Consider the following 24,751-nt stretch of genomic DNA (forward strand, 5'->3'; position numbering starts at 1 on the left):
GTCTTCCCGCGTTATCTTTCGCGACCCGGTCAGAGTTATCCCCCCTGCTGACCGGGCTTTTTTTTGGTTCATCGCGGGTTAGCGTGAAAAAGTAGGAGACGGCGGTCAAACCGGTTAGTTTTGAGTTCGCCAAAACAACAAACCTGACCGACTCACCGCCGTCCCTATGAATGCTAATCCTCTTGCCCTGTTCTGGGAAGGATTCACGATAGAATCGTATGCCCAGATTGACGCTCAATCTCTGCTCATCCGACTGCAACCTGCCGACGATTACTTGCCATGCTGCAGTGGTTGTAATCAGCACACGCTTGCCATCCATGACATCAGCACCCGACGAGTCCGAGAACGCGACCTGTTCCAATACCGCGTCTGGCTGGACGTGCCAGTTCGCCGAGTTCGTTGTACGACCTGTGGCCCCAAGCTTGAACAGATTCGCTGGTTACCAGGGCGACAGCGTCTGACGGCAGGCATGGTCAGTTGGATTGAATCCCTGGTACGACTGATGCCGATCCAACATGTGGCAACGCTGCTAGGGTTGCATTGGCATACGGTCAAGGCCATCGACCATCGGCGCCTCAAACGAGAAGTGACTGAGCCAGATAAACGCCGGATTCGTCGACTGATCATGGATGAGTTCGCCTTGTTCAAGGGACACCGCTACGCCACCGTGGCGATTGATGCGGATACTCAACAAGTCCTCTGGGTTGGAGAAGGCCGCAGTCGAGCAGCGGTACGCCCCTTCTTTGAATGGCTGGGGCCGGAAACCTGTGGCCAGATCGAAGCCGTGGCGATGGATATGAATACCGCCATGGACCTGGAAGTTCAGCACCACTGCCCACAAGCACGGGTGGTCTATGACCTGTTCCACGTTGTAGCAAAGTTCGGACGGGAAGTGATTGACCGTGTCCGGGTCGATCAGGCCAATCAGCTTCGACACGACAAGCCGGCTCGCAAAGTAGTGAAACGAAGTCGCTGGCTGTTGCTCAGAAACCGAGGCAACCTCAAGGACGAGCAGGCTCTGAAGCTCGAAGAACTGCTGCAAGCCAACCAGCCCCTGATGACTGTCTACGTCCTGAAAGACCAGCTCAAAGAGCTCTGGTACGCTCCCTCAGAGGCCGATGCCAGACAACGCTGGCAAGACTGGCTAAATCTGGCTATGAGTAGTGGGCTGGCCCCCGTGCAGCAGTTTGCCAGGCGCCTCAAGGGCTACGTCGACGGCATTATCGCCAGCGCGGTCTACCGGTTGAACACCAGTGTGTTGGAGGGAATGAACAACAAGATCAAGGTGATCAAGCGGGTGGCCTACGGCTACCGGGATAACGACTACTTCTTTCTGAAGATAAAAGCAGCATTTCCCGGTAAAGCGCGATGAACCTTTTTTTTGTGGACTTAACAGGATGGTGCACAGCCCCTTGATTCCGGTTGCCTATCGCCTGATGTAGCGCGCCCATGTGGGAGGCCCTTTCCAAAACCGTGCGGAGCCAGGGATGGCGGAGCCGAGCGTACAGGGATGTATTCACAGCGTGTTTTGGAAAGGGCCTCCCACATGGGCGTGCGGCCGGCTGTCACCAGTGAGGTCAAGGTAGGGGGCACAAAAAAGCCGGTAACGAATACCGGCCAAGGAGAGTGTACTGCAGATCAAATCAGAAGCGGGCAGGGCCCTAGAAGTCGATGCACGGTTCCCTATAGAGGCGGGGGCAGGCGGTGCCGTCTTCCCGGAACAGATGGCATTTGTTGGCATTCAGCCCCAGTGTCATGGGTGCGCCTTCCTGAACGGGGTTACCGCCATCGGTGCGCATGGTCAGCACGCCCTCCACGTTGTTTACGTCCAGGTGCACCAGGGTCTGATAACCCAGACGCTCGACAACGTGAACCTCACCTTGCAGGTACATGTCGGCCTCCTGGTCTTCGGTCAGGTGTTCCGGACGTATACCCAGAGTGACGTTTTCGCCCTCAAGCAGGTTATGACCATTCACCGGCAATTCCAGCTGATGGTCACCCGGCAGGGTCACGGTGACCGACTGGTTACTGGCAGAAGCCACCTGGCAGTCGATGAAGTTCATCTTCGGTGAGCCGATAAAGCCCGCCACAAAGCGGGTGGCCGGATAGTGGTAGAGTTCCATGGGCTTGCCCACCTGGGCAATGCAGCCGTTATCCAAAGCCACGATTTTGTCGGCCATGGTCATGGCTTCCACCTGATCGTGGGTGACATAAATCATGGTGGCGCCCAGGCGTTTGTGCAGGCGGGATATTTCGATCCGCATCTGAACGCGCAGCGAGGCATCCAGGTTGGACAGCGGCTCGTCAAACAGGAACACCGCCGGCTCCCGAACGATGGTACGGCCGATGGCGACCCGCTGGCGTTGGCCGCCAGACAGGTCTTTGGGCTTGCGCTCCAGGAGCTTGTCCAGTTGCAGCAGGGTGGCGGCGTCCTGAACCCTCCGGTTGATTTCGTCCTTGTGGGTTTTCGCGAGCTTCAGGCCGAAGGCCATGTTCTCCGCCACATCCATGTGGGGGTAGAGGGCGTAAGACTGGAAGACCATGCCTACTTCCCGTTCCTTCGGGGGCAGGTCATTCACCCGGCCATTTCCGATGTATAAGTCGCCGGTGGTTATGTCCTCCAGCCCGGCAATCATCCGCAGCAGTGTCGACTTGCCGCAGCCGGAGGGGCCGACGAACACCACAAACTCGCCGTCATCGATGTCCAGGTTCACGTTCTTGGTTACCTGGGCGTCGTCATAGCTTTTACAGATATTTCTCAGGGTTACACTGGCCATAGCGTTTATCTTCTTGTTCGATGGTCACCCGTCAGAGCCTGGCGATTTCAATACCCCAGGGCCCCAGTTTCAGTTGTTTGCCGTGCCATTGACCGCCGATGAAATCGGGGGTTCCGGTCATGGGAGAGCCTTGCGCCGGCAGCGTCACGGTATTTCCGGTCTCGCTCAGGTTCAGAGCGATGATCAAGCGTTCCTCGCCAAGACTCCTGACGAACACCAGTGTGTCTTTCGGGCTCTTGAGGAATTCGATGTCTCCTTCCAGCAGGACAGCCTGCTCCCGACGCCAGCCCAGAAAACTCCGGTAGGCGGTGAGCACGGAATTCTCTTCGGCATGCTGCAGGGCAACGGCGGCGTTGTAATGATCATCATACACGGGCAGCCAGGGGCTGGTGCTGGAAAAGCCGCCGTGGGTTTCTTCGTGGTGCCAGACCATGGGAGTCCTGCAGCCGTCCCGGCCCTTGTACTCTGGCCAGAAGTTGATGCCGTAAGGGTCCACGAGGTCTTCGTACTGGAGCTCCGCTTCGGTCAGGCCAAGCTCTTCACCCTGGTAGATGCACACGCTGCCCCGCAGTGTCAGCAACATGGCCATGTAGGCTTTAAGTTGTTGTTCCGAGCGGGCCTGCCAGCGCGTGGCCACCCGTGCCACATCGTGGTTGCCAATAGCCCAGCACGGCCAGCCGTCGGTCAGCTTCTGTTCAATGGTGTCCACGGTCTTGCGGAAAAAGTCGGCACCATGTTGCTCGGTCAGCAGGTCAAACGAGTAGGCCATGTGCAGCTTGTCACCGCCACTGGTGTAGTCTGCCATGGTCTGCAACGAATCATCATCGCCGATCTCGCCCACGGTCGTGGTGCCCGGGTACTGATCCAGCAGCACGCGGAGCCGCTGCAGGAACGTCAGGTTCTCCGGCTGGGTCTTGTCATGTTTGTGATGCTGGTAGGCGTAGGGGTTTTCCTTGCGAACACCGATCGAGCCTTCCTGCAATGCCTTGCTTGGCGGGTTGTCCCTAAGCTTGCGGTCATGGAAGCAGAAATTGATGGCGTCCAGGCGGAACCCGTCAACTCCCCGGTCCAGCCAGAATTTCACATCGGACAGCACCTGTTCCTGAACCTCCGGGTTGTGGAAGTTCAGGTCTGGCTGACTGGCCAGGAAGTTGTGCAGGTAGTACTGCTTGCGGCGACTGTCCCAGGCCCAGGATGAACCGCCAAACACCGACAGCCAGTTGTTGGGCGGAGAGCCGTCTGGCTTGGGGTCGGCCCACACATACCAGTCGGCTTTTGGATTGTCACGGGACTGGCGACTTTCCACAAACCAGGGGTGTTGGTCGGAAGAGTGGCTCAGCACCTGGTCGATCATGATCTTCAGGCCCCGCTTGTGGGCTTCGGCGATCAGTTCATCGAAATCTTTCAGGGTTCCGAATATCGGGTCGACATTGCGATAGTCAGAGACGTCGTATCCAAAGTCTTTCATCGGAGAGGTGAAAAACGGGGACAGCCAGATGGCATCCACATTCAGGCTGGCGATGTAGTCCAGCTTGGCGGTCACCCCGGGCAGGTCGCCTACACCGTCGCCGTTAGAGTCATAGAAACTGCGTGGATACACTTGATAGATAACGGCGCCACGCCACCAGTCCGGATTTCTGCTCATCTTGCCTCACTTACACCCTGGTGGTGAAAAGTTCTTGTTGTGCGATGGAGGCGAATCCCCACCGATCAATACACCTGCCATGGTGCGATGTTGCCTTGGGTGGTTCATCCTCCTGCCCGTGTTTTTGTCGGCGTAGCCGGGGGGAGGAGGGGGGCGTAGCGGGGCGTATGGGGTAGTAGTGGGCGTGAAGGGCGGAGGAGCCGAGACCGGCTCACTCCCCCTGGATTTTGCTCAGCAGGTCCTTGGCCAGTTCAATCGCTTCGGAGCGGTGGCTGATGTTCTGCTTCTGGTACAGGCTGCGGATGTGGGTTTTCACCGTGGTGGAAGCCACTTTAAGATGCTCGGCAATCTGGTCGTTGGACAGGCCGGCATGAATCAGGCTCAGTATCTGCCACTCTCGCCGGGTCAGGGGCGAGGTGCGAATCAGTTCCGGCACATCCGGCCGGTCGATGATGTCCTGGATGATGGCTTCGTCCAGGGAAATCCGGATCGCCCGGCTGAAATCCCGCTGCTGTTGGGCAAGCTGAATCAGGCGCTCGGCCCGCTGTTGTTCCATGCCCTCAATCAGGCCGTCGTTGATCAGCGCTTTGAGAATGACGATCAGCACCTTGCCCAGGCGCAGAAAACTTCCCACTGCGCCGGTGGTGCTGGCAAGTTCCAGGGCCAGGCGCATGTGTTCCAGAGCCTTTTCGCGATTTTCGATCTGCCAGAACAGATAGGCCAGCGCGATATGGTTGCGGTTAAGGTCGGTTTTCAGGCCGATCTGGCCGGCAACGCTGGTCAGTGCCTCCAGGATTGGCCGGGCGTCCTGATATTGGCCCAGACTCATCAGGGCACGGGCCCGGTTTCGACCGTTGCACTGATAGAAATGGTTGGTTGCCGCCTCCGGTTTACACGGTGGTGCAATGGTCAGCCAACGCTGAATGGCATCCTGGTCCCGCACGGCGTCCCAGTACGTCAGCATGGTGGCATGGGCGTTGGCAACCCAATCCAGATGGTAGTCGCCAGCGGCGAGCATCTTCTGGACCTTGGCGATGTAGTCCGCACACAGGCTCTGGCGGCCGCGGGCCTGTGCAACCTTGGCCAGAGTGGTGTAGCTCTGGACATACCAGCGTTCGCCCTGGGCTTCCAGAATCTCTATGCCCTGGAGTGCGCAACGTTCCGCGCTCTCCAGGTGATGCCATTCCCACATCACCTGACTGCGGATCCGGAACAGGAACTCGAGAATGGGCAGGTGGTTCAGCTGGTTCTCTTCGGCATATTGAAATGCCCGCTCCTGAATGTTGTAGGCCTTTTGTAAAAGCCCCATGGCCACGCTGATCTCGCTTTGCTGGCACAGGGCCCAGATCACATTCTGGTGCGCCTGATGGGCCCGGGCCATATGTTCGGTTTCCTGCATCCGGGTCAAGGCCTCCTGCAGCTCGCCCCGGACAAACAGGGCTTCACCCAGAACCGAAGCAGCTGCAACCCGTGAGGTGGGCAGGTAGGCGGCTTCTTGCGCTACCGCTTCCCGTGCCAATGCCAGGGCGCGGTCGCTGTCGCCATAGTTCATAGCCACCTGGGCTCTGATGGCACTGAATTCGCCATGGACTGTCCGCTGGGACTCCTCGCTCATGACCGCTTTCAGTTGGGTCTCAGCGGCGGATAGCCAGTTTTCTACCTCGTCGAACTTGTATTGTCCCTGGGCTACCCAGGCCCGAAGCAACGTCAGTGTTGGATCTTCTGCAATGATTTTCTGGGGCAGGGCGTCCAGGCATCGTTGCAGTAGCGTGAACTGGCCTTCGGTAAAGAACTTGCGGCCATGCTGATTCAGAACCCGGGTAATGCGCTCCGGGTCTTCTGCGGCGACTGCATGCCGGGCGGCCTCCTCTGCGTGGTCCAGCTCCAGCCACGCATCGGTGGCGCGCTGGTGCAAGGCTCTCTGATTTTCCTGTGTGGTACTGGCAAGCAGGTGCCGCAGGTAGACGGAGAACAGCTGGTGATAACGAAACCAGAGCGCGCTGTTATCAACGGGCGTGATGAACAACCCCATGGCCAGCAGGCTGCCGAGCAGTGCCTGGCCATCGGAATCGTTCATCACCCGCATGACCATGCCCGCGTTGAAACGGTCAAGGATGCTGGTGCGCAGGAGGAAGGAGCGTTGTTGTTCACTCAGGTCCTGCCCGACCAGTTCGTCAAAGTAGTCAAAAATGTGCTGGTTACCCTGGTCAAGCTGGTCGACAAAATGACTGAACTCGATGCTGGTGCGGGCGGAGGCAGACAACAGTTGCAGCGCCGAAACCCAGCCTTCTACCCGTCGAACCGCCCGCTCGATGTTTTCCCGGGAAACCTCAAATGGCAGCCGTTGCTCGAAGTAGCTTTGCGCCTCATCGGCATCAAAGGCGAGATCCCTGCTGGTAATTTCAATCATTTGCCCCTTCATCCTGAGCTGGGCAACACCCAGGGGCGGAAGTGTTCTGGATATGACAACAAGAGTGAGGTAGGGCGGCAGATGTCGCAGCAGGAACCGGAGCCCTTGATGAATCTCCGGGTTGGTGATGACCTGGTAGTCATCAAGCACCAGGTAACTGGGATCTTCAGAAGGTGGCAGTCCGGCAAGAAGTTCTGTGAGAAATGATTCGAGACCGTGACCCTGCTGGCCCTCTGTTGGATCAAACGCAGGCATATCCGGCGTATCGACAATCTGATCAAGGGCATGGGCCAGATACCCGGCAAACCGGACGGGGTCGTTGTCGGTATTTTCCAGGCGGTACCATGCGGCCTTTGCCTCCAGTTCGTCCAGGCGTTCGGCCAGGGTGGTGGTTTTGCCATAGCCTGCCGGGGCATGAACCAGCAACAGGGAGACCGGCTCCTGGGTTTGCAGCAGGTCGTTAAATTTTTCCCGGGCTAACAAGCCGGCCGGCGGCAAAGGGGCGCTGGTTTTAGCGGCAATAAAGGTCAGGTTTGATGGCGCCGGTGTGGTTGGCATGAACGGTTTCTCAGACATCTTATTATTGTCCTCTGGCCGAGCCAGGGTTAAACGTATTAGTCAATTACTGTGATCAGGAAGAACACTCTAGCATTTCCAGGCTGAATTGGGACTGCAGGTAGTCTTTTAGCTTCTGGAGTTCCGCCTGGTTGATGTAGAGCCCCTGTTTCGTTCTTCGCCAAAGGACGTCTTCCGGAGTAACAGCCCATTCCCGCGTCACCAGGTAATCGACCTCCCGTTGGCTGAGAGTGTCGGTAAACCAGTGCCCGAGGTCATCCCTGGATTTGCAGCCGGCCAGGATCTGATGGCTGTCGGTACCGTAACAGCGCACGAATCTGCGGATACTGTCGGTGTTCAGCCACGGGTAGTTAATCTCAAGCTCCGCCGCCAGTTGTTGCTGGTTACCAAAGTCTCCGCCCGGCAGAATGGCTTGCCTGGTCCAGGATTTTCCGGCGCCTGGGAAGTACTCGCATACTTTGTCGGTCACCGCCTCGGCCAGCTTCCGGAAGGTGGTGATCTTGCCGCCGAAAACGGAGATCAGGGGCGGCTGGCCGTCCTCTTCGTCTACCTCAAAGGAGTAGTCCCTGGAGGCTGTCTGGGCGGTTCCCTGTTCATCATCCATCAGTGGCCGGACACCGGAGTAGCTCCACACCACGTCTTCCGGCCCAAGCTGTCGCCGGAAGTACTGGTTGACGATGGTCAGCAGGTAATCGGTTTCTTCCGGTGATATCCGGGCCTCGGACGGGTTGCCTTCGTAATCCACATCGGTGGTGCCAATGAGGGAGAAGTGTTCTTCGTAGGGGATGACGAAGACGATTCGCTCGTCCTGATTCTGCAGGATGTAGGCCTCGGTGTCGGCGTTCAGGCGGGGCACCACAATGTGGCTGCCTTTGACCATCCGTATCTGTTTCGGGGCCTGCATGCCGAAGCTATCGCCGAACAGCTGGCTGACCCAGGGGCCGGTGGCGTTGATGATCACCTTGGCGTGAACGGTGTGTTGGCGATCTCTTCGGGTATCTTCCAGAACCGCTTTCCAGCGCGGGCCCTGGCGGCTCGCCTGAATGCAGCGAGTTTGTGTCAGTATGGTGGCGCCTTTCTGCTGCGCCTTGCGGGCGGAAAGCACCACCAGTCGGGCATCGTCCACCCAGCCGTCTGAGTACTCGAAACCTTTGGTAATGTCGGGTTTCAGGGGAGAGTTCTGGTCAAAGCTGATGGCCCTTGAACCAGGTAGCATTTCCCGCTTTGCCAGGTGGTCGTAAAGAAACAGCCCGGTACGAATCATCCAGGCCGGGCGCAGGTGGGGCTGGTGAGGCAGGCGAAAGCGCATGGGCCACATGATGTGTGGCGCATTGCGTAACAGCGCCTCTCGCTCGGCCAGGGCCTCCCGGACCAACCGGAATTCATAATGTTCCAGGTACCGAAGCCCGCCGTGGATCAACTTGCTGCTGCTTGATGAGGTGGCGGATGCCAGATCGTTCATCTCGCACAGTATGACGTTCAGGCCACGCCCGGCAGCGTCCATGGCAATACCGGTACCGTTAACACCGCCGCCGATAACCAGCAGATCGCACTGGTCAGGAACGCCTGACGGTTCGTTTGCTTCCATTCGTTGACTGCTTTGCCCTGTTAACACGCCTGCTTGCCCCTGATCATCCTTTGAGTGAATGCTGATTATCAGAGAATGAACGCAGGGGGTAAAGCGACGGCGTCACTGAATGGCCGCCCCGTGGGCAGGATGCCCCGGGGCCGGCCGGGTCAGAGTGAAACCGGTTTGCCGGCTTCACGGCGGCGAGCTTCCCACTCTTCCCTGGTCTGGGCGGCCTCGTCGCCGGGCATGGAATCGATGATGTCGAAGTAGTCCGAGCTGAACTGGTCCGCCATGATCTTCTCACGGGGCTTTACCTTCACCACATAGACGGTCTGCACGTTCTGGTGGTCAAATGCCCGCCAGTACTGCTCGTCTTTCAGGAAGCTATAGCGATGCCCCTCAAGTTCCCGGATGACCGCTCGGGTATTGGTGGTGCCGGCGCGTTCGACGGCGGCTTTGTACTGGTAAACAATGCTGTAGGCCGAGGCGGCAGACGAGGATGGGCGCATTTCGTAGCGGCTGGAAAAAGCTTCAACAAAATCTTTGCCCCGCTGATAGTTGTTTTCATAGGGCAGGTTCCATACCCAGGGGGCGGCGCCCACCACCCCTTCCATGATGGTTGGTCCGACCTGGCGTGCCATTCCCAGGGTGAGGTTTGGCACCACAACCTGCATTCGTTTGGTCAGGCCCATCTCATAGGCGGCGTTAAGGGCTCTGACCATGTCGTCGCCAAAGAGCACCAGCATCAGTACTTCGGCGTCACTCTCGGCGGCTTGCTCCAGGGCCACCCGGAAGTCAGTAATCAGCGCCCGGGGGAAGGGCGTTTTCACGCCTTTATGCTGTTCTGTGTCTTCGGTGTTGGAAAACTTGCGCACAGACTCTTCCACTGACCAGCCCCAGGTGTAGTCGGCAGTGATGTAGAAGTAGCTCTGGTCTGCGTGGTGGCGATTGAGGTATTGGCTCAAGGCCTTGGCGGTCATCCAGGCGTTGTAGGGTTCCCGGAACATATGGCTGTGGCCTTCACTGCCGGTGGTGGCATTGGAATAGGTAAGGGTGCCGAAATAGAGTCGATTGCGATCCCTGGCTGCCTTGCCTGATGAAATGGCAACGGCACTGGATACTCCGCCAAAGACCATCTGTGCACCCTCACGGTCGATAAGCTCGGCAGTGTTCTGTGCGCCCTGGTCGGGTTCACCGCGGGAATTGCGGATAACCAGTTCCAGGGGCTGCCCCATCACGCCGCCGGCTCGATTGATCTCATCAACCGCGAGGAAAGCCCCCAGTCGTTGCTGAAGCCCCTGGTCTTTGTACCGGCCAGTCTGAGGGTAGTTGAGTCCTATCTTGAGTGTTTCTGCATACACTACCGAGCTGCCCAGCAGCAGTAGACATGCCGTGAGCAGGAAGTTTCTGAAACTCATTGTGGTTGGCCTCCAACGGTTTGGACCCCGAATGCGGGTTATTTTTGTTGTTCGGATCAAGCAGGATTAGTGTCTGCCCTCGTTGGTAGCTCAACAATGGGACTTAAGTGGAATTTGGCGTAACAATTTGTAGGGTCTTGATATGCATCAGGTTGTGCGAAAATGGTGCGTGATTTTGCGTCATGTCCTGTGTGTGCACCAACCTGGTGCGCAGGAATCTGTGTGTTCCAGGGTGAGTAGTGTGAATTGGCTCACGTTTGGGTTGTTGGGTGCTGGCAGGCCCGATCTTTGCTGAGGTCTCAGGGTTCCGAGGGGGCGAATAACTCTGTTCTGCTCCGATGTCCGGTCTGGAGAATCCTGAAATGACTCTGAAAAGCTACAACATGAACCTGTCTGCCGGTGAGCGTTCCTGGTTGCCTGTCTTTGGGCGTAACGGAAAGCTGGCCATGCGCTGGTCCAGTTTCCTGAACCGAAACATGTACGAGACCAATGAACAGATATTCGAGAACCTGGCCAGAACCAGACGTGATGCCCTGATTGGGTGGGCTGAACACAAGTGGTCGTTTCTGGAATCCGTTGCTGGCCGCCTGTATGGCAAGAACCCCGAAGCCCTGGGGGAGACCATTGCCCAGACCTCCACCCGGCTAAGGGAGATATCCGAGCTGTTTGTGGTGGCAGAGGATGGCCAGGTTGTTGCGTCCAGCGTGCCTGTCCGCAACGGCAAGCGCGACCTGGCTCCGGAGGCAGTCCTGAGGGGAACGGGTGAGCGTTTCCTGCATGGTCCCTACCGGGACCCGGTAACGGCGTCGTTGGGCAAGACTACCAGTCGGTTTCACGATGCGGTGACTCTGATGTTCTATCAGCCTATCGAGTTGGCCGGGGGCCAGCGGGCAGCTGTGTGTGCGCGAATTCCCAATGATGTGATGAGCGATCTAATTCAGCGTGAGGCCGGACACGTTTTTGAGGAGTCCGGCGACAACTACCTGTTCATGATCGACAGTCGTTTTGACAAGTCCATCTCGCCGGGAACGGCGCTGTCCCGATCCCGCTTCGAAGATGCCACCTTCAGCCACGGCGATAACCTTAAAGACGGCATAGAAACCGGCTTCGGTGTGGTGCGTATTCGGGAGCACACTGAATTCGAGATACGGTTTACCGATCCGGCAACCGGCCGCTTGCACCCCGGTGTCAGGGAGACCATTGCCAATGGTGAGAACCTGTACGTGCTGTACCCGGGCTATTCCGACTATCGACACATCCCGGTGATTGGCAAGGGCATCACCTTTCAGATGCCTGGTTCGCCTGATACCTGGGGCATGATGTGTGAAGGCGATCTGGAAGAGGTGTACCGACGGCGCTCCATCAGCTGGCGGTTATCCAGTCGTTTGGGCTTGCTGGCCGCGGCGCTGTGGCTGGTGAATCTTGCATCGTCCATGTTGGAGGTGTCGGTATGGCTCGAAAGCGGGATCAATGCCCTGGCCATTTTCGCCATGGTGATGATCTTCAGATCCACTTCTGTCAAACCGGTGTCGGAGCAGTTGTCCGCCATGGGGGATATCATCCGTGACATTGCCGAGGGCGGAGGTAACTTGCGGCAAAGGATTGACCTGAGCCGGACGCGCCGGGATGAGAGCGGAGACCTGGCCCGCTGGACCAACAGCTTTATTGACAGCCTGGATGGCATGGTGGGCCAGGTGTTGACGCTGGCCGCAGACTCCCGGCAAGCCAGTGACCAGATGGTGACCCACAATCGCAGCGCCTATGAGCGGGTTCAGTCTGTGCTGGCTCACATCGACGATATGGTGCGCGGTGCCGGTGTTCAGGAGAAAGAAATCAATAACGCGTCAACGACCGCCGAGGAAATGCGGGAAGGCATGGACGCGGTGGTCAGCCGTGCCCAGGCGCAATTTGCCCGGGTCAGTGAGGAAGCACGGAGTATCCGGACGGTGATCACTCGTTCAGCCGATGGAATCCGGGCTGCCAATGATCGGACTGAGGAAATCAGCAAAACTGCCCTGGTCATCAATGACATTGCAGCCCAGACCAACCTGCTTGCCCTGAACGCGGCGATTGAAGCCGCCCGGGCCGGGGAGTCAGGCCGCGGATTTGCCGTAGTCGCGGATGAAGTGCGCCAGCTCGCCAGCCGCACAGCAAAGGCAACGGAAGAGATTGGCCAGCGTCTGCAAGGCGTGCAAGACGAGACACAAAGGGCCGTGGCCGTTATGGAGGAGGGGATTTCGGAAATGGAGAACCGGCTGGCCAAAGCGGAAGCTGCCGCCGACGACAGCTCGGACTTGCATCATATGGTTGGCAAGCTGTTTCGGGCCATTGCCAGCATTGAGCAAACGAACCGCGAGCAAAGTCAGCAGACCCACGGCGTCTCGGAAAGTGCGGCGGCCATGCGTGGCGTGGTAGAACAGCTATCTGCGAGCTCAGAGCGAACGCAGGCCGCAGCGGCAAAGCTGCAGAGGCTGACGGGACAGTTTCAGGTTTCAGGCGAGGTTGCCTGACGAATAGTCGCAGCCCGGCGACCTCAGGCCGTCTCTGCGACGTCCGGATTAAACAGATGGTACTGGTTCCGGCCGTCCCGCTTGGACCGATACATAGCGATGTCGGCTCCGTGCAGTAGCTCTTGCACCGTGGTTCCATCCTCCGGATACAGGCTGATGCCGATGCTGGAGCCGATCTGGATACTTTCGTTATTGATAATGTAAGGTTTCCTGTTCAGCTCGATCAACCGCTCCGCCACCTGGGTGACGTCCGAAAGCTTGTCGAGCTCCGGCAGCAGCACAATGAACTCATCGCCGCCGAGCCGCGCGAGGGTATCGTCTTCACGCAGGTAATCGCGTACCCGGGCGGTAAACTGAAGCAGCAGCTCGTCGCCGACCGCATGTCCAAGAGTGTCGTTGACCTCCTTGAACCGGTCCAGGTCGATAAACATCACCGCCAGCAACATGTCTTTTCGGTGTGCGTGGCGTATGGCATGTTCCAGACGATCTTCCAGCAGTCGCCGGTTGGGAACGCCGGTAAGTGCGTCGTAGTAGGCGAGCTGGCGGATCTGCTCTTCGTTCTTGCGATTCTGGGTAATGTCGGTGAACAGGCCGGCGTAGTGCGTGGTCTGCCCGTGATCATCAGTGATGGCGGTGATGGTCAGGAGTTCCAGGTAAAGCTCGCCGGTTTTGCGCCGGTTCCAGATCTCACCGCGCCAGTAGCCATGGGTTGTCAGGGACTGCCACATGCGCTTGTAGAACTCCGCATCGTGCCGGCCGGAGGATAGTACCTCTGGTGTGCGCCCGATGACCTCGTCCGGACTGTATCCGGTCAGTTGGGTAAAGGCCGGGTTCACGAATTCGATCCTGACATCCTTGTCGGTCACCATAATGCCTTCGAACGAGGATTCGATAACCCTCTCGGCCAGCTGCAGAGTACGGCGGGACTTTGCCAGCGCCTGGTCCCGCTGTTCGAGCGCTTCCCGCAGGTCATCCAGGTACATCTGTTCGGCGCCAGCGAGCATATCCTGGTAGCCGATCAGACCGGTCACTTCACCACTCAGGTTGACCACCGCCAAGTGCCGTATCCGGTGATCAATCAGCAAATCCCGGGCGTGGATCAACGGGTCTTCTTCGTTGACGGTGAGCAGGGGGCGCGTCGCCAGCTCATGTACCGGAGTGTTGCTGGTGTGGCGGGCGATAAAACGCACCATATCCCTTTCGGTCAGGATGCCCAGTTCACCGTCGCCACAAGTCACCACCACCGCATCTGCGTGGTGATGGTGCATCTGGCTGGCTACTTCAGCGAGTGATTGGGTTCCATTGGCCAACAAGGGTGGCCGGGCAACCACGGCCCGGACTTCCCGGAGTTTCAGGTAGGGTTCCAGCCCCTGATTGAGCGCCAGGTCAGTCTGGGACAAGATGCCAACGGGTGCTTCATTTTCATCGACGACCAGGAAGTGTCGCTTGCCGCTGTCTCTCAATCTGATGGCTGCCTGGCCGGCGTCCATGGTGCTGGGTAAGGTCAGAACCGGAGAGCTCATCACCGTGCTGACCGGCTGGTTGAACCGGTCGGGGTCACTGAAATCCAGTGCCAGGGCATCATGTTCTGTCCAGATGCCGATCACCTGATCCTGGTCCGCGATCAGGATCGAGCTAACGGAGTTTTCCGACATTCGCGCCGCTGCGTCGGCAATACTGGTTTGAGGACTACATTGCAGTAAAAGCCCGCTGTACATAATGCGGGAAATGGGGAGCGGCTGCGCCATCGATAATCCTGTTTTTATCAGCGTTTTATCACCGCTCCAGTTTAGCAACGACCGGCCTCCGCTGCCTTAACTTTCACGTAGCTGCCCGGCGCATCCTCCAGGATGTCAAGCTTGCCGTCTCCGGGCTGCCGCGCTGGCACCTGAGGGCCTTCAAAGTTCGCTATCCAGGTTTTCCAGTGCGGCCACCAGGAACCCGGGTGGTGCTCGGCCGACTGGAGCCAGTCGTCGGCGTCCGCTGGCAGGTTGTCGTTGGTCCAGTAGCCGTACTTTTCCTTGTAGGGTGGATTGATAACTCCTGCGATGTGTCCGGAACCAGACAGTACGAAAGTGACCTGGCCTCCGTAAACCTTGGCGCCTTCGTAGGTGGTTTTCCACTTGGCGATGTGGTCCTGGCGGGCAGACAGGAAGAATGACGGAACCTGAATCTCGGCCAGGTTGATAGATTCACCAGCCAGGCTGAGGGCATCGGGCTCGACCAGCCGGTTGTGTAGGTACATTTCCCGCAAGTAGTAGCTGTGCATTCGAGCGGGCAGGTTGGTGCCGTCGGTGTTCCAGTAGAGCAGGTCAAACGCGGCGGGCTTCAGGCCTTTGAGATAGTTATTGGTCCAGTACGACCAGAACAGGTCGTTCTCTCGCAGCAGGTTGAAGGTAAAGGCCATAGCGCGGCCATCCAGATACCCTTTCCTGTCCATGGCGCGTTCAATACCACGAATCGAGTGGTCGTTGATAAATACACCAATACCGCCGGGATCAGAAAAATCCAGCAACGTGGTCAGGTAGGTGGTGCTGACAATTGGCTTGCGCCGTTTTTTCTCGAGCCAGGCCATGGTAGAGCCTAACAGGGTGCCGCCAATACAGTAGCCGATGGCGTTCATCCGCTCCTCGCCAGTTGCTTCTCTGACGGCATCCATGGCAGCCAGTGGCCCCAGGGTCATGTAATCTTCCCAGCCTTTGTCCTTTTGCGCTGGCCCCGGGTTGCGCCAGGACACCACGAAAACCGTCTGGCCCTGGTCTACCAGCCATCGGATAAAGGAGTTCCTGGCGGTCAGGTCCAGGATATAGAACTTGTTGATCCAGGGCGGGACAATCAGTAGCGGGCTCTGGGCGACGGTTTTGGTCGTCGGCGTATACTGGATCAGTTGCATCAGCTCATTCTGGTAAACCACCTTGCCTGGGGTCGTGGCCAGGTTACCGCCCACTTCAAACGCCGAGCGGTCGGTCATGCCCACATTGAACAGGTTCGGGTTCTGGCGCAGGTCTTCAACCAGGTTGCGCATGCCGTCAACCAGGTTCATGCCTTTGCGTTCCCAGGTAATACGTAGAATTTCCGGGTTGGTCAGCGGGTAATTGGATGGTGACAGCGCACTGGTCAGTTGGCGTGCGTAGAACAACATCTGGTCCCGGCTTGGGCCAGGCAACCCCTCCATATTCTCAACCCATTGCAGGAAGGCTTTCGAATTGATCAGGTAGGCCTGCTGAAGTACGTCGAACGGCAGATGTTTCTGCCAGTCTTCGGCCAGAAAACGGCGGTCGTCCTGGTCGGGTTCGACAACCGGACCAGCGGGTTTGCCAGTCAGGCGGGCAAGAGTGTAACGGGCCAGGCCCAGGTGCTTTTTGGCCAGGTCAATTTCCGCGCTGGCAAACCGCAACGGATGAAGCAAAAGGTCTTCAGCCATAGTTCGATAGGCGTCCGACATCTCGCTCAGGGTAGAAAGCTTGGTGTCGTCTACCAGGCCGGTGTCACCGAGCCATTTTTCCAGCTGTTGCTGGCCCTGGCGGACATTGTCATCGAACGCCTTTACCAACTGGTTTGCGGTTTTACTGACCAAATCCAGACCAAACATGGCGCCTCCTGGCAACAGATATAAAAAGGTCGGAAAGGCAGTGCCAATCCGACCGTTGCAGCTGTTAAAACATCAAGCCGCGGATTTGTTACCGCCAGATTTCTGGGCCGGGGCTTTCTCTTTGGCGGTTTCAGGGGCTTCGGCCTCAAACACTTTCTGCACCTGCTCACGGGTCTCGGTGAGATAGTCCTGCCAGGCTTTCCAGTCACTGGTGAACTGTTCGCTAAGTGATTTGAGAGTTTCTGCCTGTTCGGAGGTTACCTGCTTCAGGCCATCCAGGTCGCGTACTTCGGATACCTTGCGGGCCTGATCCATGGCAACGTCGGCATAGCGACGAAAGGCTTCCATCTGCATTTCGGTAGCTTTGCTGAACTGGGCGAACAGGGTTTGGTTCAGGCGGTTGGCTTTTTCGAAAAGATCGGTGCTCATTTAATACAACTCCTTTGTATATGGGATGACTGAGTAGCTAGTCTACCGTATGGGGAATGACACGATTTTGACAGGCGTCAAACCCCGATTCAGCATATTCTCTAGGGTATAGACCAATAACAACCCGCCGGGAGATGGCCATGAGCAATCGTAAATCTGAACTTGAAACCCTGAAGGCCGACCTTGAAGCCAGGCTGGTGCGTTATCAGGCTCATCAGCGCCGGGAGACCGGAGCCCTTGACAAGGATTTTGAAGAGCAGGCTAGCCAGACCCAGAACGACGAAGTGGTGGATTCGTTGGAAGTAGAAACCCGGGCAGAGCTTGTTCAGATTGCCCATGCCCTTGATCGTATCAACAGCGGTCTTGGGGACGAGTGCGAGAAGTGTGGTGAGGAAATTGACCCCAGACGTTTGCAGGTGTTGCCCTACACCACAGTTTGTGTAGATTGCGCCGCTGATTGAGCAGGCCAGTTCATCGTCCCAAACCAGGGGGTAATACATGACAGCAACGCAGTCCTCGGAGAGCAAGCCTCGGGGTTTACCCAAAAGCCAGGTTATCGGTTTCTTCCTGGGTGTCCTGTTTCTTCTTGTCACCCTTCTGGTGCCAGCGCCGGAGACCATGAGCCCGGAGGCTTGGGCGGCGCTGGGGCTGATGTTGCTGATGGCCACCTGGTGGTCAACCGAGGCCATCCCGATTCCTGCGACCGCATTGCTGCCGATTGTTCTGATTCCGGCCCTGGGGCTGGGGTCGATTGGTCAGGCGACGTCACCTTACGCTAATCCGATCATTTTCCTGTTCCTGGGTGGCTTCACCCTGGGGCTGGCCATGCAGCGCTGGAACCTGCACCGTCGAATAGCCCTGCTTACGCTCAGGGCCGTGGGTGACCAGCCCAAGCGCCAGGTGGCCGGGTTCATGTTGGCCACCGCATTTCTCAGCATGTGGGTCAGCAATACGGCCACGGCCATCATGATGTTGCCCATAGGTTTGTCTGTGGTGGCGATGATGGATAGCTCCAACCCTGAGGGTGTGCGGCGCTATGCAACCGCCTTGCTGTTAGCCATTGCCTATTCGGCGAGTATTGGCGGAATTGCCACCCTGATTGGGACACCGCCCAATGCCTTGTTGGCAGCGTACCTGAGCGAAAATCAAGGCATTTCCGTGGGTTTTGCCCAATGGATGTTGCTGGGTGTACCGGTGTCGGTGGTCATGCTGGTGCTAGCCTGGTGGTGGCTGACCCGGAAGGATTTTGGCATTGGTGGCTCGGCAGATAGCGGGGAGATGATTCAGAATGAGCTGGCGAAACTGGGCTCCATGAGCCGGGGTGAGAAGCTGGTTGCCCTGGTGTTTCTGGTAACGGCGGCCGCCTGGATTTTCCGGCCTTTGTTGTCCGCCAGCCTGATGCCGTGGCTCAGCGATACCGGCATCGCGATTGCGGCTGCCATTGCCATGTTTATTATTCCTGTTAACACCGCCGAGCGGGTGTTTGTGCTGGACTGGGATTCGGCCAACAAGCTGCCCTGGGGTGTGCTCCTGCTATTCGGTGGTGGTCTGGCCATGGCGGGTGTTATCAGTAGCTCAGGGCTGGCGGAGTGGATTGCCCAAAGCCTTGGTGTTGCCGGGGTGTTGCCGACACTGGTCATGATTGTTCTGGTCGCTACTGTCATTATTTTTCTGACGGAAGTGACCAGCAATACCGCCACCGCCGCAGCGTTCCTGCCCCTGTTGGGTGCCCTGGCCATGTCGCAGGGTGTGTCGCCGTTGTTGCTGACGGTGCCTGCGGCCATCGCGGCCAGTTGTGCCTTTATGATGCCGGTAGCGACTCCGCCCAATGCGATTGTGTTTTCCAGTGGCCACATGCGAATTGCCGATATGATTCGAGCTGGTTTTGCCCTGAACATTATTGGCATCATTGTTGTGACCTTCATCAGCTACCTGCTGCTGGGGGTTGTCTTTACCCTCTGATGGGGTAGCTCGCCCATCGGTTTTCCTTCCCCGCGGCCTGTTTCGGATACCTTCCGGAGCGGGCCGGCATTCGTGGTTCCGTCGAGCCTTGAACCAGTTCTCAGTCCTTCCATGTCAGGCCCCTTCTGCAGCGACAGATTTGAGGCACAGTTATCTTTAAGCCGGTCGCGATTTCGGTATCGTACCGTAACAACATGTAACCCGATAAGTTGCACGTCTAATAAAAACAGGGACTTTCCACGATGCTGCTGGTGCTGGCCGGATCCATTCTCACGTTCACTATGGTGCAGGAAGCCACCGAGGTTGAGCCGTTTGATCGGGGCACGATTGTTATCCAGCAGAACGTGGACACCAGTCCGGCGCTGCTACGTTCTGATGTTCGGGTCGAGCCTCTGGTTGAACAGAAATTCCGTAACATCGTCCGTCAGGCATACGACTACAGCTGTGGCAGTGCGGCCCTGACAACCGTCCTGAATTTCTATCTGGGCAGAAACCTGTCTGAACGTCAGGTGATGGAAGGATTGCTCCACTACGGTGAGAGTGAGCGCATTGTTCAGCGCCGGGCGTTTTCAATGTTGGACATGAAACGACTGGTCACCGCCCTGGGTTATCCCTCCGGTGGCTTCCGGGCCAAGATTGATGACCTCATGGAGCTGGACCACCCCGCCATCGTTCCCATCGATCACGCCGGTTTCAAGCATTTTGTGGTGCTTAGGACCATTCGTGACGGGCGGGTATACCTGGCGGATCCTGCCGTTGGCAACATCTCCTTCACGCTCGATCAGTTCGAAGAAAAATGGGACGACAACGTTCTGTTTATCGTTTTTCCGGGTAGTGACAAGCCGCTGGATAACCTTGAACTCAAAGAAGAAGATCTGCGATTTGTGGATGACCAGACAATGACCCTGCTGGCGTTACAGCAAATGCCTGTATTCCATGAATCCACCGAAAGACGTATCCAGAATGTGCTCGAACGTCAGAAAAACAACCCGGACGGCAGCGTAGAGAATACTCGAAAACAGCTGTACTACCGCCGCAACTAATTTTCCGGGTGGCAAGCCCGGAACAGGAATAAAACCAATAAAAGTAGGGAGTCAGGATGAATCGTTGGTTAGTGCGAGGCTTTATCCTTGTTTCCGCCTCGGGTCTGCTTCCGGCCATGTCGATGGCCCAGGATGGCAATGTTGATCAGGCGCGGGAAGCGCTGGCCCGTCAGGAAGGCGATGAGGATGCCACAAGGCAGCTGGAGGAAGTGTTCCAGGCGGCGGAAAAGAACTATTCGCTGCAGAAAAAGGGCACTCACTCCCTGAACTATTCCTTTGACTATTCCTACACCGGTGACCAGCGCCTGGACCTGGCCATTACCAATGGTTCGGTTCGTAATCTCGATGTTGTGCCCTCAGCCACGCACAACTTCACCAACGCTTTCTCCTACGACTATGGCCTGCTGGATAACCTGACTATTGGCACACGTATTCCCCTGGTGGTGAAATACGACACCGAGGACGAGTTGTCAGTCTATGACTTCGGCGACATCTCCTTCACTGGCCGCTGGCAACCCTTCGCTTACGTACCGGGCAAGGTATCAACCACCTTCTTTGGAACGCTGACCTCGAAAACCGGTGTCAGCCCCTATGAAATTGACATCAAGGAGCAGCTGTCCACCGGCAGTGGGTATTACTCCATCGGCGGCGGCCTCAGTATGTCCAAGGTGTTGGACCCTGTGGTGGTCTTCGGCTCGGTCAGTGCTACCTACAATATTGAAGAAGATGGTCTGGAGCAGGTCCGGGGCGCCCGCCTGCTGACCAAGGTTGAGCCCGGCTTCGGGTTGTCCGGTTCTGCCGGCTTTGCCTACTCGCTGTCCTACGACATTTCCCTGAGCATTTCAGCCCAGCTCAGTTACAGCGACGAAACCGTGCTCACGTTCCGCAATGGCGATCAAGCCGTTGCACAAGACCAGATGACCGGCTTTCTGAGCATGTCCCTGGGTACCCGGGTGAGTGACACCACCATTGTCAACACCAGCCTGGGCATCGGGCTGACCGAAGATGCTCCGGATTTCTCCCTGGGTGTATCCCTGCCCATTAATTTCTCCGGCCTCAAAGAGTGATTGGAGCTGCAGACGATTTAAGGGAAGGGAAGAACTTCATGGCACATTTCAGCCAAAAAAAGCAGCTTCTGGGAGCCGTTATCGCTGCATCCCTGTCCTGTGGCGCGCACGCGCAGCTGGCCCAGAACCTTACTATTCATCCCAAGGCTCTGGCGTTGGGAAACGCGGTGACGGCGGATCCCCCCGGCGTCATGGCCATTCATTATAATCCGGCCGGTTTGACGAGGCTGAAAGATCGTCAGCTTGAGGTAAACCTGCTGAGTATCTATCTGGATATCGATGCCGATTTCATCGCGCCGGATGGTTATGAAATCTTCGGTATCGACGGGCTTGAAATCGACCCGAACACGGGTAAACAGCGGGATCCCGTGGCCAATACTCACAGTCACACCAACAATGTAGCGCTCTACGTGCCAGGGTTCGGGATTCTGAAAGCGCCACCGGGTCCCGCAGTCGCGCCATCTGCTGGCATCAGTATCAATCCTCCGGGGTCAAAGCTGACCTTTGCCAACGCCTTCTACCTGCCGCTGGCCGCCGGTTTCTATCGGGACAAGGACGACCCGGGCCGTTACCAGCCCCAGGCCACGGCATTGCAGCGCACCACCTATCTGTCGCCAAGCGTGGGTTATGAAATCAATGACCAGTGGTCGGTGGGTGCGGGTATTCACCTGTCACACATGGGCATTGCGGCCGATCAGTATATGCGTGCCCCCAACATGTTGTTGGGCGTCGCGGAAGTACTTCAGGATGCGTTCAACTGTGAGAGTGGCGATGAGCCCCTACAGCCCTGGCTGGCCCTGTGTGGCGGTAACGTGGGCCCCTGGGATGATATTGGTGCTTTGAGCATCAATGTTCAGGAAACCATATCGCCAACCTACACCCTGGGGGTGCTCTGGGAGCCGAACGACTGGTTTCGCTGGGGGGCAAGCTATACCTCTGAAGCGGACATGAACCTCAAAGGGACGTTCGAGATCCAGTACACCGACGACTGGTCCGGTTTCTGGCAGAGCGTTAACGGTTCGGTATTGGGGGCCATTACCTCAGCCATTCTGAGCCTGCCATCGGGGGCCCCCCGGGAAGCGGGTAACGTCAGTATGGACCTGGTGTATCCGCAGCATTTCCAGACCGGTATCAGTGTCGATGTTCACCCCAAACTGACGCTGAATGCCGATGTGGGTTGGACAGACTACGCCCAGTGGGATGCCTTCGTGTTCCGCTTTGACCGTAATCTGGAGTTCCTGAACGCCGCGCGGATTCTGTCGCCCGACAACGCAACACCGAACACCCTCCGATTGCCGCTGGGCTTCAAGAGTCAGTGGAACTGGGCGTTCGGGGCTGAATTCCATGCGTCATCGCGACTGGACTTACGGGCCGGTGTCGAGATTCGGGACTCAGTCATTCCGGATGACCAGCGCTCGATCATGGCGCCGTTCGGTGGCGCCAACCTCTACAGCATCGGAATGGGGTACAAGTGGGACAAAAAGACCGAGATCGACATGAATCTGTCTTATCTCCACTCCATCGAGACCATTCCGGCCAACACCAGCTGTAACGTGAACTGTGACAACATCACCAACATCATCTATAACCCCTATGCCGGACTGGATATAAAAACCTCGTTGCGGGTGGTTATGGCGGGGCTGAGCTTCCGGACCAAGTTCTGATTGCTGCTGGCGGGAAACGGGTATGACAACGGCTCAATTGAAATGCCTGACGGCGTTCATGGTAGCGATGGTGATGACAGGCTGCCAATCGCCTGGAGCGCCTGCGGGGGAGCGCGAGGGCTACTTCTCCTGGGTGGATGAGCTGGGCCGTGTTCAATACACCCGCATTCCAGACACCGAAGCCAGGCCGACATCTTCGCAGGAGGAGGGCGCCCGTCGCCCCGCCGAGCGCGAGGAACCAGCGCTTGAGCCAGACGCCGAATACACCCTCGACAGCTATCCCGATGGCGATGAGCTGGGCAAAGCCGGCAATCTTCGGCCTGGTCAGCGACAACCCTATTTCACCTGGCGAGATGCCGATGGCAATCTCCGTGTCAGCTACTATACGCCCGACACCCGTAGCGACGTTGAGAAGGGTTTGATTGCGGCACCTGTAGAGTTGAGCCCCGCCAGCGTTTATCACCGAGGTGAACGCGCCTATGCCGAGCCAGTGGAGGGTTACGATCCGGATGCCTTTGCCATACTGGGCGTCGAGCAGGAACCTGAAAGTGAGTTTGAAGCGTTCAGTCGTCACTGTTGTGGCAGTCTGTCGTCCCGCTCCACTCAGACCTGGCAAGAGGGGCGTGAATTCGGCGTCAGGCTTGAGGCGTCGTCCCCGGAACATGATTTTGACACCGGTCGCTCGCCGTTCCAGTTGATAGCCTTGCCTACCCGAGCCACCGTGCCGGCCTTTGTGGCCCGATTGAGAAGTTATGATCACAACGGCCTGGTTATTCCAAGCCTGGCCTTTCTCGACAAGGATTTTCAGCCCGTCCGGCTGGTGACCGATCTGGTCATGGATTACTCACCAGAGACCTGGCGCCGAAGGGGTTATCTGGAGGCCTGGGTGCCGGTGTTCCCGGGCCAGGGTGAGCGTTGGCTGCTGCTTTATACCCGTGAGCAGGACTTGCAGGCTCAAACCGTTGTTGAGACCCGACAGGGTCCGAAGGCGATACCGCACGTCCGGTTTGGGGAGTTCGGTATCGCCACCTTCGAAGATTAACCGCTCAGTCTTCGGGTTTCGACCGGTCCAGCCATTGTTGTGACAACCAATAGAAGCTGCCCTGGCCGGCGGGGTGGGTGCAGTTGTAGCGGAAGCGCCGGCTTTGCCCGGCTTTGGGAGCCTGAACCCGGACGACGCCGTCAACCACGTCGAAGTCGATCCGGCCCTGGCCGGTGGCAAAGCAGGTGAGCCGGTTGGCATCCAGTTTGTCGCCCAGTGGGAAGGTCAGTAGGGGCGGGTTTTTATCCAGAATACCGTCTGGCAGGTCTTTGGCAGGGGCGGGGAAGCCTTTGCTCAATAGCTTGTCTTTCAGGCTACCAAGCTGGCCGTATGGGTTGGCCATGGGGAACCTGGGCAGGCGTGTCTCGTGTGACCAACGGCCAATGGCACCGGATTGCTGCCCGTAGCCGTACCAGCCTCGCTCCGCCAGTTTGGCTTCCAGGGCTTCGTCATACTCGCCGTAAGGATAGGCAAACATCGGCTCTTCAACGTTCAGTCTTTCCTTGAGAACCTTCTGGGCAACATCCAGGCTGCGGGTTACCCGTTCTGTCCACACGGCTTCGGGTTCATCGATCTTGCGTGCCAGGTGCCCATGGTCTGTGCTGTGGTTGGCAATGGTCACGCTTTCATGGCTACCCAGTTCCCTGAGTTCGTCCCACGTCATGTAGCCCCTTGAACCGATGGCATCAGTATTCACGAAAATCGTATAGGGCATATCGAAACGTTCGAGAAGGGGAGCCGCTGCGCTATAGACGGATTCATAGGCATCGTCAAACGTGATGGCAATCTGCTGGCGGCTATCCAGATCGCCGGCCAATGCCTGCCGGGTACCTTCCAGAAGCGGCACCACCTCCAGTTCCAGGTCTGCGATCATCTGCAGCTGGGCTTCAAACAGTGACCGGGAGGTACTGGTTGATGCCGGCGTACTGTCGTCCACGTGATGGTATTGCAGAACCACCAGATCCGCTTTTGCGCTGGCGCCCGCCATGGAGAGGGCGGTGATCATCATAAGGAACGTAAACCATTTGATCATGATCGTCGTCTGT

17 protein-coding genes are annotated in these 24,751 nt (G+C 57.6%); 8 read left to right on the top strand and 9 right to left on the bottom strand.

The window, feature by feature from the left end; translation table 11 throughout:
- Positions 1 to 166 precede the first annotated feature (166 nt).
- Positions 167 to 1,372: an ISL3 family transposase gene (locus tag RVM24_RS03880; protein WP_011785425.1), complete on the top strand. Its 1,206-nt coding sequence runs from the start codon at positions 167 to 169 to the stop codon at positions 1,370 to 1,372.
- Positions 1,373 to 1,661: 289 nt separating this feature from the next.
- Here the strand turns inward: RVM24_RS03880 and malK are convergent, their stop codons facing one another.
- From malK to RVM24_RS03905, 5 genes are all read right to left on the bottom strand, one after another.
- On the bottom strand, positions 1,662 to 2,777 hold the full coding sequence (gene malK, locus RVM24_RS03885; RefSeq protein WP_431474989.1) for a maltose/maltodextrin ABC transporter ATP-binding protein MalK: 1,116 nt from the start codon (positions 2,775 to 2,777) through the stop codon (positions 1,662 to 1,664).
- Between the two features lie 31 nt (positions 2,778 to 2,808).
- Complete coding sequence (locus RVM24_RS03890) at positions 2,809 to 4,422, bottom strand: alpha-glucosidase family protein (RefSeq protein WP_431474990.1); 1,614 nt, start codon at positions 4,420 to 4,422, stop codon at positions 2,809 to 2,811.
- A gap of 211 nt (positions 4,423 to 4,633) precedes the next feature.
- Positions 4,634 to 7,408 (bottom strand): HTH-type transcriptional regulator MalT, encoded by a 2,775-nt coding sequence (gene malT / locus RVM24_RS03895; protein WP_431474991.1) that lies wholly within the window; start codon positions 7,406 to 7,408, stop codon positions 4,634 to 4,636.
- A 55-nt stretch (positions 7,409 to 7,463) separates the two neighbouring features.
- On the bottom strand, positions 7,464 to 8,996 hold the full coding sequence (glpD, locus tag RVM24_RS03900; protein WP_431474992.1) for a glycerol-3-phosphate dehydrogenase: 1,533 nt from the start codon (positions 8,994 to 8,996) through the stop codon (positions 7,464 to 7,466).
- Between the two features lie 149 nt (positions 8,997 to 9,145).
- Complete coding sequence (locus RVM24_RS03905; protein ID WP_106695524.1) at positions 9,146 to 10,396, bottom strand: ABC transporter substrate-binding protein; 1,251 nt, start codon at positions 10,394 to 10,396, stop codon at positions 9,146 to 9,148.
- 362 nt (positions 10,397 to 10,758) lie between these two features.
- Here RVM24_RS03905 and RVM24_RS03910 point away from each other — a divergent pair, with 362 nt between their 5' ends.
- Entirely contained in the window at positions 10,759 to 12,906 is a 2,148-nt protein-coding gene (locus RVM24_RS03910) for a methyl-accepting chemotaxis protein (protein ID WP_286921241.1), read from the top strand.
- A 23-nt stretch (positions 12,907 to 12,929) separates the two neighbouring features.
- On the opposite strand, the gene RVM24_RS03915 is transcribed toward RVM24_RS03910, so the two are convergent.
- From RVM24_RS03915 to RVM24_RS03925, 3 genes are all read right to left on the bottom strand, one after another.
- Positions 12,930 to 14,654 (bottom strand): diguanylate cyclase domain-containing protein, encoded by a 1,725-nt coding sequence (locus tag RVM24_RS03915; RefSeq protein WP_431474993.1) that lies wholly within the window; start codon positions 14,652 to 14,654, stop codon positions 12,930 to 12,932.
- Between the two features lie 41 nt (positions 14,655 to 14,695).
- Complete coding sequence (locus RVM24_RS03920; protein WP_431474994.1) at positions 14,696 to 16,498, bottom strand: PHA/PHB synthase family protein; 1,803 nt, start codon at positions 16,496 to 16,498, stop codon at positions 14,696 to 14,698.
- Positions 16,499 to 16,570: 72 nt separating this feature from the next.
- Positions 16,571 to 16,927, bottom strand: a complete 357-nt coding sequence (locus RVM24_RS03925) for a phasin family protein (protein WP_106695544.1) — start codon at positions 16,925 to 16,927, stop codon at positions 16,571 to 16,573.
- 140 nt (positions 16,928 to 17,067) lie between these two features.
- On the opposite strand from RVM24_RS03925, the gene RVM24_RS03930 reads away from it, so the two are divergent.
- The 6 genes from RVM24_RS03930 to RVM24_RS03955 all read left to right on the top strand — a co-directional run bounded on the left by RVM24_RS03930 (position 17,068) and on the right by RVM24_RS03955 (position 23,705).
- Positions 17,068 to 17,388, top strand: a complete 321-nt coding sequence (locus RVM24_RS03930; protein WP_138436432.1) for a TraR/DksA family transcriptional regulator — start codon at positions 17,068 to 17,070, stop codon at positions 17,386 to 17,388.
- Between the two features lie 37 nt (positions 17,389 to 17,425).
- Entirely contained in the window at positions 17,426 to 18,889 is a 1,464-nt protein-coding gene (locus RVM24_RS03935; RefSeq protein ID WP_420195558.1) for an SLC13 family permease, read from the top strand.
- Positions 18,890 to 19,131: 242 nt separating this feature from the next.
- Positions 19,132 to 19,932, top strand: coding sequence for a C39 family peptidase (locus RVM24_RS03940; protein ID WP_058089514.1), 801 nt, complete (start codon positions 19,132 to 19,134; stop codon positions 19,930 to 19,932).
- A gap of 56 nt (positions 19,933 to 19,988) precedes the next feature.
- Positions 19,989 to 20,999 (top strand): transporter, encoded by a 1,011-nt coding sequence (locus RVM24_RS03945; protein WP_286255130.1) that lies wholly within the window; start codon positions 19,989 to 19,991, stop codon positions 20,997 to 20,999.
- Positions 21,000 to 21,037: 38 nt separating this feature from the next.
- Positions 21,038 to 22,663, top strand: coding sequence for an OmpP1/FadL family transporter (locus RVM24_RS03950; protein WP_431474995.1), 1,626 nt, complete (start codon positions 21,038 to 21,040; stop codon positions 22,661 to 22,663).
- A gap of 22 nt (positions 22,664 to 22,685) precedes the next feature.
- A complete protein-coding gene (locus tag RVM24_RS03955) occupies positions 22,686 to 23,705 on the top strand; it encodes a MalM family protein (protein ID WP_431474996.1) in 1,020 nt (339 codons plus the stop codon).
- A gap of 4 nt (positions 23,706 to 23,709) precedes the next feature.
- Here RVM24_RS03955 and RVM24_RS03960 read toward each other — a convergent pair whose 3' ends face one another.
- Positions 23,710 to 24,738 carry a polysaccharide deacetylase family protein gene (locus RVM24_RS03960; RefSeq protein WP_286921235.1) on the bottom strand — a complete coding sequence of 343 codons (1,029 nt, stop codon included), beginning with the start codon at positions 24,736 to 24,738 and terminating at the stop codon, positions 23,710 to 23,712.
- Positions 24,739 to 24,751: the final 13 nt, after the last annotated feature.

This window comes from Marinobacter sp. KM021 (assembly GCF_050707965.1).
Taxonomy (GTDB): Bacteria; Pseudomonadota; Gammaproteobacteria; order Pseudomonadales; family Oleiphilaceae; genus Marinobacter; species Marinobacter shengliensis.